Here is a 13,590-nt window from a genome sequence, read left to right as displayed (position 1 = left end):
GCTGCCGGAGTCGACAATGAAAGACTGGCTAGACGACATAAAGTGGGACCGCGACGACCTGGTGCCTGCAATCGCCCAACATTACAAAACCGGCCGCGTGCTGATGATGGCCTGGATGAACCGCGAAGCCCTCAGTTTGACCATCGCCGAGAATCGAGCCATTTACTGGTCGCGTTCCCGTGGCAAACTCTGGCGCAAAGGTGAAGAATCGGGACATGTACAGATACTTCATGAACTGCGTCTTGATTGCGACGCTGACGTGTTGATTCTAATGGTTGAACAGGTTGGTGACATCGCCTGTCACACGGGGCGTGAAAGCTGTTTTTACCGCGTCTATGAAGACGCCGGCTGGAAAGTCGTCGACCCGGTTATAAAAGACCCTCACGCCATCTATCAGGCAGGACACACACATGAATGACACTCTGGCCCGCCTGGCCGAGGTACTTGAATCACGCAAAGGCGCAGCAGCTGACAGCTCTTATGTCGCCAGCTTGTATCACAAGGGCTTGAACAAGATTCTGGAAAAGGTCGGTGAAGAATCGGTCGAAACCATAATCGCAGCTAAAGATGCCGCCGTAAGCGGTGATTGCAGCGATGTCATTTACGAAACCGCAGACCTGTGGTTTCACAGCATGGTTATGCTCGCCGCCTTAGGCCAGCACCCCCAGGCAGTGTTGGATGAGCTGGATCGCCGTTTTGGATTGTCCGGACACGCGGAAAAAGCCGCACGCTCAGCCGATTAAACACGCATCACTATCAAGAGGAATGTTTCATGGGCATTTTTGACTGGAAACACTGGATCATTATTTTGGTGGTCGTCGTGCTGGTATTCGGCACCAAAAAGCTCAAAAACCTGGGCTCGGACGTCGGCGAGACGATCAAGGGCTTTCGCAAAGCCATGAATGATGAAGAATCCAAGCCCGCAGAGCCGCAGCCACCAGTGCAACCAATGCAGCCGCCTCAAGCATCCACATTGCATGAGCCTCACACCATCGACGTGCAAGCGCACAAAGTCGAAGAGCCCATCCGTAAAGACTAGGTCGTGTTGAATGTTTGGTATCAGCTTCTCTGAACTGCTGCTTGTCGGTCTCGTCGCCTTGTTGGTTCTAGGGCCAGAGCGCCTGCCCGGTGCGGCGCGTACGGCGGGCCTGTGGGTGGGGCGGCTGAAACGCAGCTTCAACGCGATCAAGCAGGAAGTTGAGCGCGAAATCGGGGCCGATGAGATTCGTCGCCAGCTACACAACGAGCACATTATGTCGTTGGAAGAAGAGGCTAAGAAAATATTCGCGCCGCTGCAATCTCCGCAGCAAATACAGGCCGAACCGGTCGCGACGATCAGTCCAACGGTTGAGGCGCACACTATTGCCCCGCCGACCGCCTCGTTAGCAGCCGCACCCTTGACTGCCGCACCGTTAGGCACGCCCGATGCCGCCAAAATCGTTCCTGAGCATGACACGCCAGTGACGACAGCGACGCCAACCCCGGCTGTACACGTGAGCCCGGTTCCAAGCGAACCTTCCGCCAACGATCCAACTTTGCCACCGCGAGCCCCATGAGCGCAGAAATCCCGGAAAACGATCAGCAGATGCCGCTGATCTCACATCTCACTGAATTGCGGACGCGCCTGCTGCGTTGCGTCTTGGCGATTTTCTTGATCTTCGGCGGGTTGTTCACCTTCACCCAGAAGATCTACACGTTAGTTTCCGCACCGCTGCGGGTTTACTTGCCTGAAGGGGCGACGATGATTGCCACCGATGTGGCCTCGCCGTTCCTGACCCCATTCAAGCTGACCATGATGTGCTCGCTGTTCTTGGCGATGCCGGTGATCCTGCACCAGATCTGGGGCTTCATTGCGCCAGGACTGTACAAACATGAAAAGCGCGTCGCCGTGCCATTGCTGGTGTCGAGCATCATCCTGTTCTATTCAGGCATGGCGTTCGCGTACTTCCTGGTATTCCCGCTGATTTTCCACTTCTTCGCCAGCGTGACGCCAGAAGGCGTCTCGATGATGACCGACATTGCCAGTTATCTAGACTTTGTCATGACGCTGTTCCTCGCGTTCGGCGTTGCGTTCGAGATTCCAGTGGCCGTAGTGCTGCTGGTGTGGATCGGTATTGTCGACGTCAAATACCTGAAAAAAATGCGTCCATACGTGGTCATTGGCTGCTTTGTCGTCGGCATGATTTTGACCCCGCCGGACATCTTCTCGCAGACCTTGCTTGCCGTGCCGATGTGGCTGCTGTTCGAAATAGGCCTGCTGTGCAGCGGTTTGATCGTCAAACGCGGCGATCACCCAGATGACCAGCCCGACGAAGACAAGCAAGACCAGCCGCCAGCACCCCAGCCGTGAACGTGCTGTTACTCGAAGACGCCGACTTTATTTCGGCTGATCGGGTCGTGTTGCGCGACCGTCGGCTCAAGCACATGCAAGAGGTGCATCGCGCAGTGGTGGGTGACACGCTGCGCGTAGGGCGAATCGGCGGTTTGTTAGGGTCAGCTGAAGTGCTGCGACTGGAAAATCACGAAGCGGAGCTGCAAATCAGCCTTGATCGCACGCCACCAGCCAAATTGTCACTGACCCTGCTGCTGGCCCTGCCAAGACCGAAAATGCTGCGCCGCGTGTTCCAGACCGTCGCCACGATGGGCGTGCCACGGGTGATTTTGCTCAACAGCTATCGGGTAGAAAAAAGCTTTTGGCAAACCCCCTTCCTCAAACCCGAAGCCATCCGTGAACAACTGATCCTCGGTTTGGAGCAAGCCCGCGACAGCGTGCTGCCCGAGATCATCATCGAAAAACGCTTCAAACCGTTTGTTGAAGACCGTTTACCGCAATGGGTTGAAGGAACGCTGGGACTGGTCGGTCACCCCGGCGACTACCCAGCATGCCCACGCGGCATCACTCAACCGGTGACGCTTGCCATTGGCCCAGAGGGTGGTTGGATCCCTTACGAAGTTGATCTACTAGGCAAAGCAGGACTTCAACCCGTGCAACTAGGCGAACGTATCTTGCGCGTCGAGACCGCTGTTACCGCGCTCCTCGCCCGCCTGTTTTAAACCTGACCGGACCGACGATAATTCAACACTACAGTTCCCGAATCTTCCGCCGATAGACAACCACATCTATAACAACTAAACGTCGAGGAAATGTCATGTACCGTTGGCTAGTACGAAACCTGGGAAACGTAAGCGTTAGCCTGAAACTGGCTATCGGCTTCGGCACGGTGTTAGTGCTAACGATACTGATCACCCTGACTGGCTGGTTTAGCGTGTCGACGCTGATTGATCGGGGCGACAAGCTGGCGTCGATCATTCGACTCACTGACTTGACCACTAACTTGCGCATTGCACGGTTGAACTATGAGAGGTTGTTCAGCACGGAATCCGCGAAGGAAGTTACCGATGCGCTTGATCAAATTGAGCAAGAAATTTCCCACGCGCGCGTATTGATAGAAACGCCAACTGATCAAAAAACACTCGACGAACAGGCCGATGCAAACAGCCTGTATCGACGGGCCTTCAGTGAAATGACCCATGCCATTCAGACGCGCGAAGCCAGCCGCACTCATCTTGGTATTACTGCTGACCAAGCGGTGAAGACCGTTTCCGGCATTGAAGAGTCGCTGCTGCAGGGCGATAGCATCCTTGAGTTCAACAATGTGGTGTACTTGAGCAAGCTAATACAGCAAGCGCGCTTTCAGGTGCTGGGCTACACCTACAGCGGCAAACCGGAATTCGAGAAGAGCGCCACTGCAGCAATCGATGAGGCATTAGTGGGTCTTAATAGCCTACCGGGCTCGATACCGTCTGAGTACCTGAGCAGACTTAAAGACGCCAGCGATGCGCTCAAAGCGTACCGTGATGCGGTAGGCCAATACCGTGATGCCCAAATGCTGAGCAACCAAGCGTTGGACAAAATGGCCGTCCAGGGAAAACGCCTGCAAGCGTTCAGCACTCAGCTGGCCGCCTCGCAAAATGCCCGACGCGACGCCGACAGTGCTCAAGCGCGGTCCACGCTTAGCCTCGCCACGTTACTCGCGCTCCTGTTTGGGGTGATCTCGGCTTGGGCCATTACTCGCCAAATCGTGGTACCGCTGCTACAGACACTCAAAGTCGTGGAGCGAGTTGCTTCAGGTGACTTGAGCCATGATTTGCAAGTCGAACGTCGCGATGAACTAGGCCAGTTACAAAGCTCCATTCAGCAGATGACGCTGGGTCTAAGGGCATTAGTAGGTGGCATCAGCGAGGGCGTGACCAAGATCGCCAACGCTGCCGAGCAGCTGTCGACCGTGACCAAAAAAACCAACGCGGGTGTCGATAGTCAAAAGCTTGAAACCGATCAAGTGGCCACCGCGATGCACGAAATGACCGCCACGGTTCAAGAAGTCGCGCGTAACGCTGAAGAAGCGTCCGAAGCCGCTGTAGCCGCTGATCAACAAGCCCGCGAAGGTGACCGAGTGGTCAACGAAGCCATCGCCCAGATCGAACTTTTGGCTGGCGAAGTCGGCAACTCAACCGAGGCGATGGGCGAACTCAAACGCGAAAGTGACAAGATCGGCAGCGTACTCGACGTAATCAAAGCCGTTGCGCAGCAAACCAATCTGCTAGCGCTCAACGCTGCCATTGAGGCCGCACGCGCGGGCGAAGCGGGACGAGGCTTCGCAGTGGTGGCCGATGAAGTACGCAGTCTCGCCCAGCGCACGCAGAAGTCCACCGAAGAAATCGAGGAACTGATCATCAGCTTGCAGACCGGTACTCGGCAAGTAGCAACAATTATGGACAAGAGCCGCGAACTAACCGTCAGTAGCGTGGAGTTGACCCGTCGCGCCGGCAGCTCGCTGGGAAACATCACGCGCACGGTTTCGGCGATCCAGTCCATGAACCTGCAAATTGCCGCAGCCGCCGAACAGCAGAGCGCCACGGCCGAAGAAATTAACCGCAGCGTGCTCAACGTGCGCGACGTGTCTGATCAAACGTCCGCCGCCAGTAAGGAAACCGCAGCCTCCAGCGTCGAACTGGCACGCTTGGGTAATCAGCTGCAATCACTGGTCGGTAAGTTCAAGGTCTAGAACATACCGCTGCCGAGGCGCCGGTAAACACGGGCTCCTTGGGCCTGCTTCTGAATGTTCAGATTTTTCCTACAACCGATTCAGGTCGCGCGACTCCACCTCCTGCCGATGCGCTGAACAAGGCGAAACACTGTTTCGCCGACTTCTCGTCGTCATCACAGGATGAATTTCTCATGTTCCGATCCTTGTCCCAAATGCTTGGCAATACCGGCGTCAAACTCAAACTCGCAATGGGCTTTGGCCTGGTTTTACTGTTGACACTGATAATTACTCTGACCGGTTGGCACGGTCTGGATACCATGGTCGAACGCTCGGAATCGCTGTCTGCGATTGGGCAATTGAGCAGTGCCACCAAAGACTTACGCATCGAACGAACTGCCTTTCGCCTAGAAAACACGCCGCAATCCGCCACCGCAGTCGTTAAGCGTCTTAATGAACTCGAAGCGCAACTCGATGCGTTGCGCAAGGCTATCGACGATCCCGAAAGCCTGACATTGCTGTCCGATCAGAGCGCAAACGTGCGCACGTTCGAAAGCACATTCGAGCATCTGGGCCAGACTATTCAAGAGCGCGAAAGCACCCGAGCCCTGCTCGAAAAACAATCCGAGCACGCCATGCAAACCGTGGCGCGGGTAGAAACCGACGTCTTAAAAGCAGTCAGTCAAGAGCAGGACAGTAGCGACCGACTGGAAGAGTTCACTAATATTTCGCAATTACGCCAGCAAATCCAAATGGCCCGCTATCAGGTGCAGGCCTATACCTTCAGCGGCCAGGAGAGCTATGAGTTGGCGGCACTTACTGCCATCGATGAAGCAATCAAAGAGGTCAGCCAGATAGCCGAAGACCAAGCGGACTCGACTGTTGGCGGGCTGCAGCTGGCTAGTCAAACGCTGCAGGATTATCGCGCCCGACTCGGCGACTTCAAAGAGATGCAGGTCAAAACCGAGGCCGCGCAGGAAACGATGGAAGCCTTGGGCGACAAGCTGCTCGCCGCCAGCGCCGAGCTGAGCAGCAGGCAAGTGAGCCAACGTGACACCGAAGCTGCCCGGGCGCGGACCATGCTCGTCAGTGTCGCCAGCCTGGCGTTGGTGCTTGGTCTTTGCGCCGCTTGGTTGATGACTCAACAGATCATTGTGCCCTTACAGCAAACCCTGATAGCGGCGGGCCGTATCGCTAATGGTGACCTCAGCCACGACGTGATCATTGAACGCAGTGATGAAATGGGCCAATTGCAAACCAGCATGCAACAAATGATCTTAAGCCTGCGTGAGTTGATCGGCGGAATAGGCGACGGCGTGACCCAAATCGCCAGTGCGGCTGAGCAACTGTCTGCGGTAACGGAGCAGACTAACGTCGGCGTGACCACTCAGAAGGACGAAACCGATCAGGTCGCCACTGCGATGAACCAGATGACTGCCACGGTCATGGAGGTCGCGCGCAACGCTGAAGAGGCTTCCCACGCGGCCACCCAGGCCGATCAACAAGCGCGTGAGGGGGATAAAGTGGTGGCCGAAGCGATTAGCCAAATTGAACTGCTGGCTACCGAAGTGGGTCATTCAACCCACGCGATGGCTCAGCTCAAGACCGAAAGCGACAAAATTGGAAGCGTACTGGATGTGATTAAATCGGTATCGCAACAAACCAATCTATTGGCGTTGAATGCGGCTATCGAGGCCGCGCGGGCGGGAGAAGCCGGGCGCGGATTCGCGGTGGTGGCTGACGAAGTGCGCAGCCTGGCGCAACGCACCCAGCAGTCCACAGAAGAAATTGAAGAATTGATTGCCGCCTTGCAGAACGGCACGCAACAAGTTGCGTCCTCCCTCGACAACAGCCGCGTCCTGACCGACAACAGCGTGGAGTTGAGCCGTCAAGCCGGCCGTGCCCTGGAGCAAATCACTCGCACGGTGTCGACGATTCAAAGCATGAACCAGCAGATAGCGACTGCCGGAGAGCAACAAACCGCCGTGGCCGAGGAAATCACCCGCAGTGTTTTGAACGTGCGCGACATCTCTGAACAAACTGCGGCGGCCAGCGAGGAGACCGCCGTCTCCAGTATCGAACTGGCACGATTGGGTAATCATCTGCAGGGACTGTTGAGCCGTTTTCGGGTGTAGGAGCCCATGCTTAGCAAGGCGGTCACTCAGACGAACCGCGTCGGACTCTCGCCAACACGCTGGCTCCTATAGGGAAAATACATAAAAAAACGCCGTTGAAGATGAACTCAACGGCGTTTTTATTTCCTGCTTGGGCGTTATCAGGCGTTAACCAGAAGCGGCTCAAGGGAGTGAGCAACAGGTTGCAGGGGCAACAACGGCGCATGTGGATCGGCAGCGATTGACTCGCGCCATGCCGCCAGCCATTCGGTATGACCTTCGCTCCAGACTTGCTCATGCAGACGCGCCAGCGCAACCGGATCGCTCAGCAGCATCAAACGCTCCTGGTTAGTAAGGTTATCTGGACCGACCTTCATTGCCTGACGAACACGTTCAATGCGCGTCCATTCAACCGGCTCCGACTGCAAATGCCGCGACGTGGCCAAGGCACACGCCAAAGCGTTCTGCTGCGGATCGACTACGGCCCGAATGAAGCCCTGTTTCAATGCATGCCAACGGTTTTCATGGTTGTACTTATCAGTCGCGATGAGCTCTTGGGGTGGCGCATATTCTTCAGGAATAAGAAAAAGCTTTTCGTCCCGCGCCTTGAGGCCAAGAGTTACTCGGCTGGAAATCACCGAGACCGGAATCGACAACATAAGTGACCCGACGATAGGTGCCAACCACCAGAGGAAGCTTGGGTTGAGCGACGCCACCAACACAGCCCAGCAAGCACCCAGCAATGTCTGTGGACCGTGGCGTTTGGTCGCTTCGAGCCACGAAGTAGAACCATCATCACGTTGCGGCGAGTCCCATGTTGCCGCCCAGCCCAGAAACGCGGCCATTACAAAACGGGTATGGAACAACATCCGCACCGGTGCCAACAGCACCGAGAAGAACATTTCCATGAGCATCGACAGCGTAACTTTAATGCGACCGCCGAAACCCACCGAGCCCTTAGCCCAGATCAAGATAATGCTCAGCAGCTTAGGCAAGAACAACAGCACGATAGTGGTCGAAAACAGCGCAACTGCCTTGTCCGGGTGCCATTGTGGCCATAGCGGATAGAGTTGCCGGGGCGCCATGAAATACTGCGGTTCCATCAACGTATTGACTGCCAGCAACGCGGTTGAGAGCACCAAAAAGAAGAACCAAAGCGGCGCCGACAAGTACGACATCACGCCGGTCAAAAATACGGCACGGTGAACCGGGTGCATGCCTTTGACCAGAAACAACCGGAAGTTCATCAGGTTGCCGTGGCACCAACGACGGTCGCGCTTGAGTTCATCCAACAGGTTAGGCGGCAATTCTTCATAGCTGCCAGGCAAATCGTAGGCAATCCATACTCCCCATCCGGCACGACGCATCAGTGCAGCTTCGACGAAGTCGTGGGACAAAATCGCACCGGCAAACGCGCCTTTACCAGGCAATGGTGCCAAGGCACAGTGCTCGATAAACGGTTTCATGCGGATGATGGCGTTGTGACCCCAATAGTGGGACTCACCCAGCTGCCAGAAATGCAAACCAGCCGTAAACAGCGGACCGTAGACCCGCGTAGCGAATTGCTGCATGCGCGCATAAAGCGTGTCCATGCCCGACGCCCGTGGCGCGGTCTGGATGATGCCGGCGTCTGGCGTGGCTTCCATCAAACGCACCAGACTGGTCAGGCATTCACCGCTCATGACGCTGTCGGCATCCAGTACGACCATGTAGCGATATTCGCCGCCCCAACGACGGCAGAAGTCGTCGAGGTTGCCGCTTTTACGTTTCACACGACGGCGGCGACGGCGGTAAAAAATCTTGCCGAAGCCATTGGTTTCGCGACACACGTCAAGCCAGGACTGTTGCTCGGCCACCGCGATATCCGTGTCGTTAGTGTCACTAAGCACGAAGAAGTCAAAACGATCCAGATCGCCAGTGGCAGCGACCGACTCGAACGTAGCGCGCAGACCGGCGAAAACCCGAGCGACGTCTTCGTTGCAAATCGGCATCACAAGGGCCGTTCGGGCACTTTTTTCAATCGGCTCGTCACCTGCGCTAGCGCCCGAGATACGGTATTTATCATGCCCGGTCAGCAGTTCCAGAAAGCCCATCAGCGCCGTCCAGAAACCCGCCGATACCCAGCAGAACAAAATTCCAAACAGCAACAAAATACTCGTTTGCAAGGCGTAAGGCAGCACTTGCCACACCGTTTGGGTCAATGACTGACCCGAGACTTCTTCCCACGACACGAACGACCAGCCTTGGTAAGGCATGATCCCTTTCATGTAGAAGCTGGCGACGATAGTTTGACCCAGCATCAGCACCAGCAAAATGTAGCGGCGAAGCGAGCCTACGAACCGCCAGCGGGCCTGAGGCAACTCGCGTTGTGGAGGGTCCGGAATATTGGTGCGCCCGGTCATCCGCCGCCAGGCACGCACCAGAATGTTGGTGCGCCACGGCTCGGGAACCACTTTGGTTCGACGAATCGGGGGGGTTGCCTTGAGGCAAACCCTCCCGCTGGCATCGAGAACAAGCATTTCTGCCTCTTCCAGTTCGTCAGCGGTGGTCAATGTCAGGCGGCGACCAACAGATGCCTGGGCGGCATTGGCAACATCTGCAACCGGCTGCATGGAAAGACGCTCATGCAGTTCGGCGAAAGACGCGCAGTCAGCGAGTTCCGCCCGCTGCGCATCTTTCATGGGCAAATGCGCCAGATACTCGGTTAGAGACACTGGCACGGTTTGGGACTTACTCATCGGCGGGCAACTGGTAGCTCCAAGTCTCAGTCAAGACTTGTATGCTCTTGGCTGGCTCCGGATTAGTTGGTAAAGCTTCTGTAGCAGGCTGCGGGGCTTGTTTCATATCTTTCGCCGCATCAGCTTTCACTACGTCGGTTTTTGCAGTACCAGCCTTGGTAGGGTCGGCCTTTGCATCAGCGAGTTTAGTCGAATCGGCAGGCTTGGCTGCGTCAGTTTTGGCTGTGTCGCCTTTCTCTTCTTTCGCAGTAGGAACAGGCTTGATATCGGCCTTCTTTTGGACTTTTTTATCTGCTTTTTCAGCGATGAGGGCAGGCTCTTTACCCGGCTCGGCAGGCACTTCGCGCAGTAGGTAGGCCTTCATATCGATCGACTTGTTGGTGTCTTTGGCCTTGAGTCGCAACGTCAAGCGCCAGCCTTTAGTCACCGGGTTATACCGGAGATTGTTTTCCACCAGATCGGTGTTGTCGTCCGTGGTCACTTGGCTACGAATTGCCGGATCTTCACCTAACTTGGTGAGCACTGGACCTTCGAAGTCGACCAGGAACGCGACGCTGCCGTCAGGCTGACGAACAAGGTTTGATTGCTTGACGTCGCCCGTAGAGCGCAGGGTTTGTTTAACCCAGCCCAAGTCCGGCGAATGGATCGAGTTCTCATCCATGGTCCAGTGAATGCGATAGTTGAAGTCCATCGGTTGGCCCGGGTCGGCGACGACAGCCGGCTTCCAGAACGCAACGATGTTGTCGTTGGTTTCGTCTGCGGTAGGAATTTCTACCAGATCCACAGTGCCTTTGCCCCAGTCACCTTTCGGCTCGATCCAGGCACTTGGGCGCTTGTCGTAACGATCATCAAGGTCTTCGTAGTGGCTAAAGTTACGGCCACGTTGAAGCAGACCGAAGCCGCGCGGGTTCTCGACTGAGAAGTTGCTGACAGCAAGGTGTTTGGGATTGTTCAGCGGACGCCAGATCCACTCGCCATTGGCGGCCTGAATCGACAAACCGCTGGAGTCATGCAGTTCACGACGGTAATTGAGTACTTTGGACGGTTGATTGGCACCGAACAGGAACATGCTGGTCAGCGGGGCTACACCCAGTTTGCCAACCTTTTCACGCAAGAACATACGGCTCTTAACATCAACCAACGTATTGGTGCCTGGACGCAGGGTCAGTTGATAAGCACCTGTAGCACGTGGCGAATCCAGCAGTGCGTAGATGACAAGGTGATTGTCATCCGGGTTTGGACGCTCAATCCAGAATTCGGTGAACCGCGGGAACTCCTCACCTGATGGCATGGCAGTGTCGATGGCCATGCCGCGTGCAGACAGACCATAAACCTGACCCTTGCCGATCACGCGGAAGTAACTCGCGCCCAGCATCGTCATGATTTCGTCGTTCTTGTCGTCTTTGTTAATCGGGTACAGCACACGAAAGCCGGCGTAACCGAGTTTCTCGGTAGCCTTAGGGTCAAATTTCAAGTCACCGAAATCAAAATGACTCGGGTCGTACTTGATTTCCTGAACATCAGAAGCAGTAACTTCGTTAATTTTGACCGGTGTATCGAAGTGCATACCTTGATGGTAGAAGGACACTTTGAATGGCGTCTTCTCCCCAGCCCACAGGCCCTTGGCTTCAATGAAACGAATTTTCTGATAATCGGCGAACTTCATGTCGCGGAATTCGTTGGGCAGATTGCTCTTGGGTGCTTCAAATTTTTGTCCGGCAAGGTCTTTAGCCTTAGCCGCGACATCTTCCAGATCGAACGCCCAAAGCGAACTTGAACTGAGCAAACAGATCAGTGCCGAGCCAGCCAGCAGAGCACTGCGCGAACGTTTAGCAAATGTCATTGGAGCAATACAGGGACTAACAATCACGAGCAACCCTCGCCGAAAAACAGATCAAAAAACCAACAGCCTGCTATCACATGGCGAATTGGCGAGCATTGTTCCGACTCCGAAAGGGCGTAATGATTCCCTACACGGCGACGGACTAGCCTCTGGCTATATCATTGGGCCAACGAACGTTGATCCCCGTAGCGCGCGATTATCTAGTAGCCCGCGCTACAACGCATCAGGTCCGATGAACTATTTCTCGCTTTTCCATCTAATTAATCCGGACGCTTCACGGTAAACCCCCGTTTAACTCTCAAGCAAAAATGTCACAGGGCCATCATTGACTAGGTGCACCTGCATATTTGCACCGAATTGGCCCGTTTCGACCGAGCCATGCATGACTTTAGCCTGCGCTACTAGATAGCTGAACAGCTCAGCTGCCAACTGCGGCGGCGCCGCTTTTGAAAAACTCGGACGCAAGCCGCTTTTAGTCTCTGCGGCCAACGTGAACTGCGAGACCAGCAACAGACCGCCGCCGATATCAACCAGTGACAGGTTCATTTTGCCGTCGGCATCGCTGAACACTCGGTAGTTCATCAACTTGCGCAGTAGCGTGTCGGCACTCGATTGAGTGTCTTGAGGCTCTACACCGATCAATACCAATAATCCTTGATCAATAGCGCCCACAATTTCGCCTGCCACTTCGACTCGAGCATTACGCACTCGCTGTAAAAGACCTTTCATTACTGATGCTTAAGCCTCTTCTGGCGGTAAATCGAGCAGGCGCCGGCCAATCTGGTTCGCTGCGCGCACTAACGCATCGGTGATGCACGGTTCCGATGCAGCATGCCCGGCGTCACGAATCACCTGCAATTCACTGTTTGGCCAGGCTTGATGCAATTCCCACGCATTATCCAGCGGACAAATCACGTCATAACGGCCATGGACGATGACGCCCGGTAAATGCGCAATTTTAGGCATGTCGCGAATCAGCTGATTCTCTTCCAGGAAGGTATTGTTAGAGAAGTAATGGCATTCGATACGGGCAATGGACAACGCGCGTTGCGGCTCGGAAAACCGATCAAGCACCGCCGGATTAGGCCGCATCGTAGCGCAGCGCCCTTCCCAAATTGACCAGGCCTTGGCCGCGTGCATCTGCGCAATCTGATCAGTGCCGGTCAAGCGTTTGTGAAACGCCGCGAGCAAATCACCCCGCTCGTCCAGTGGAATGGGCGCCAGATAATCCTGCCAATAGTCCGGGAACAGTCGGCTTGCGCCTTTCTGATAAAACCATTCGATTTCCTGCGCACGGGCTAAAAAGATCCCGCGCAAAATCAATGCATGCACGCGCTCAGGATGGGTTTGAGCGTAAGCCAATGCTAACGTCGAGCCCCAAGACCCTCCGAACAACACCCACTTTTCGATACCTAGGTGCTCACGGATTCGCTCCAAGTCTTGTACCAAATGCCAAGTGGTGTTGTTTTCAAGGCTGGCGTGGGGAGTTGAACGGCCGCAGCCGCGTTGGTCGAAGGTGATGATGCGGTACATGTTCGGATCAAAAAACCGACGACTTTGAGCATCACAACCCGAGCCAGGGCCGCCGTGGATGAATACGACCGGCAAACCCTCGGGCGACCCACTTTCATCGACGTACAACACATGAGGCTTTTCCACAGCCAGATCATGCCGGGCGTAGGGTTTGATCTGCGGGTACAAAGTCTGCATAGGTGCTCCAAAGGGGGCTTTTGTTTATCTACCGTTCGGCATCATAAACCCGAATCGCGGAATGATCATGCCCTTAGAGAAACAGGGGCTTTGAAGATTGAAAAGTCGGATGGAACGATCAATGCAAGCATTTGGACAAT

Annotated in this window: 12 protein-coding genes and 1 pseudogene; 9 read left to right on the top strand and 4 right to left on the bottom strand. The window is 55.3% G+C overall.

What is annotated here, in order from left to right; all coding sequences use genetic code 11:
• The first annotated feature begins 16 nt into the window (after positions 1-16).
• The 9 genes and pseudogenes from hisI to RGW60_RS20900 all read left to right on the top strand — a co-directional run bounded on the left by hisI (position 17) and on the right by RGW60_RS20900 (position 7,180).
• Positions 17-418 carry a phosphoribosyl-AMP cyclohydrolase gene (hisI, locus tag RGW60_RS20935; protein WP_322206386.1) on the top strand — a complete coding sequence of 134 codons (402 nt, stop codon included), beginning with the start codon at positions 17-19 and terminating at the stop codon, positions 416-418.
• Entirely contained in the window at positions 411-743 is a 333-nt protein-coding gene (locus tag RGW60_RS20930) for a phosphoribosyl-ATP diphosphatase (protein ID WP_322206385.1), read from the top strand. The genes hisI and RGW60_RS20930 overlap by 8 nt, the downstream gene beginning before the upstream one ends.
• A 29-nt stretch (positions 744-772) precedes the next feature.
• Positions 773-1,039: a twin-arginine translocase TatA/TatE family subunit gene (locus RGW60_RS20925; RefSeq protein ID WP_322206384.1), complete on the top strand. Its 267-nt coding sequence runs from the start codon at positions 773-775 to the stop codon at positions 1,037-1,039.
• A 10-nt stretch (positions 1,040-1,049) separates the two neighbouring features.
• Entirely contained in the window at positions 1,050-1,556 is a 507-nt protein-coding gene (tatB, locus tag RGW60_RS20920; protein ID WP_322206383.1) for a Sec-independent protein translocase protein TatB, read from the top strand.
• A complete protein-coding gene (gene tatC, locus RGW60_RS20915; RefSeq protein WP_322206382.1) occupies positions 1,553-2,350 on the top strand; it encodes a twin-arginine translocase subunit TatC in 798 nt (265 codons plus the stop codon). Before tatB ends, tatC begins: the two co-directional genes overlap by 4 nt.
• A complete protein-coding gene (locus RGW60_RS20910; protein WP_322206380.1) occupies positions 2,347-3,054 on the top strand; it encodes a 16S rRNA (uracil(1498)-N(3))-methyltransferase in 708 nt (235 codons plus the stop codon). The genes tatC and RGW60_RS20910 overlap by 4 nt, the downstream gene beginning before the upstream one ends.
• 95 nt (positions 3,055-3,149) lie before the next feature.
• Positions 3,150-4,208 (top strand): annotated as a pseudogene (locus RGW60_RS23885) (methyl-accepting chemotaxis protein); the annotation flags it as partial.
• Positions 4,203-5,066 carry a methyl-accepting chemotaxis protein gene (locus RGW60_RS23880; protein WP_416194849.1) on the top strand — a complete coding sequence of 288 codons (864 nt, stop codon included), beginning with the start codon at positions 4,203-4,205 and terminating at the stop codon, positions 5,064-5,066. The pseudogene RGW60_RS23885 and the gene RGW60_RS23880, both read left to right, overlap by 6 nt.
• Before the next feature lie 173 nt (positions 5,067-5,239).
• Entirely contained in the window at positions 5,240-7,180 is a 1,941-nt protein-coding gene (locus RGW60_RS20900; protein ID WP_322206378.1) for a methyl-accepting chemotaxis protein, read from the top strand.
• 140 nt (positions 7,181-7,320) lie between these two features.
• Here RGW60_RS20900 and mdoH read toward each other — a convergent pair whose 3' ends face one another.
• The 4 genes from mdoH to pip form a co-directional block, all read right to left on the bottom strand.
• Positions 7,321-9,897: a glucans biosynthesis glucosyltransferase MdoH gene (gene mdoH / locus RGW60_RS20895; protein ID WP_322206377.1), complete on the bottom strand. Its 2,577-nt coding sequence runs from the start codon at positions 9,895-9,897 to the stop codon at positions 7,321-7,323.
• Entirely contained in the window at positions 9,890-11,767 is a 1,878-nt protein-coding gene (locus RGW60_RS20890; RefSeq protein WP_322206376.1) for a glucan biosynthesis protein, read from the bottom strand. Before RGW60_RS20890 ends, mdoH begins: the two co-directional genes overlap by 8 nt.
• A gap of 264 nt (positions 11,768-12,031) precedes the next feature.
• Positions 12,032-12,469, bottom strand: coding sequence for a D-aminoacyl-tRNA deacylase (gene dtd / locus RGW60_RS20885; protein WP_322206375.1), 438 nt, complete (start codon positions 12,467-12,469; stop codon positions 12,032-12,034).
• A gap of 9 nt (positions 12,470-12,478) precedes the next feature.
• Positions 12,479-13,450 (bottom strand): prolyl aminopeptidase, encoded by a 972-nt coding sequence (gene pip, locus RGW60_RS20880; protein WP_322206374.1) that lies wholly within the window; start codon positions 13,448-13,450, stop codon positions 12,479-12,481.
• Between the last annotated feature and the right edge of the window lie 140 nt (positions 13,451-13,590).

This window comes from Pseudomonas sp. AB6, from assembly GCF_034314105.1.
Lineage (GTDB): Bacteria > Pseudomonadota > Gammaproteobacteria > Pseudomonadales > Pseudomonadaceae > Aquipseudomonas.
This window is presented reverse-complemented; position numbering and strand designations above follow the sequence as displayed.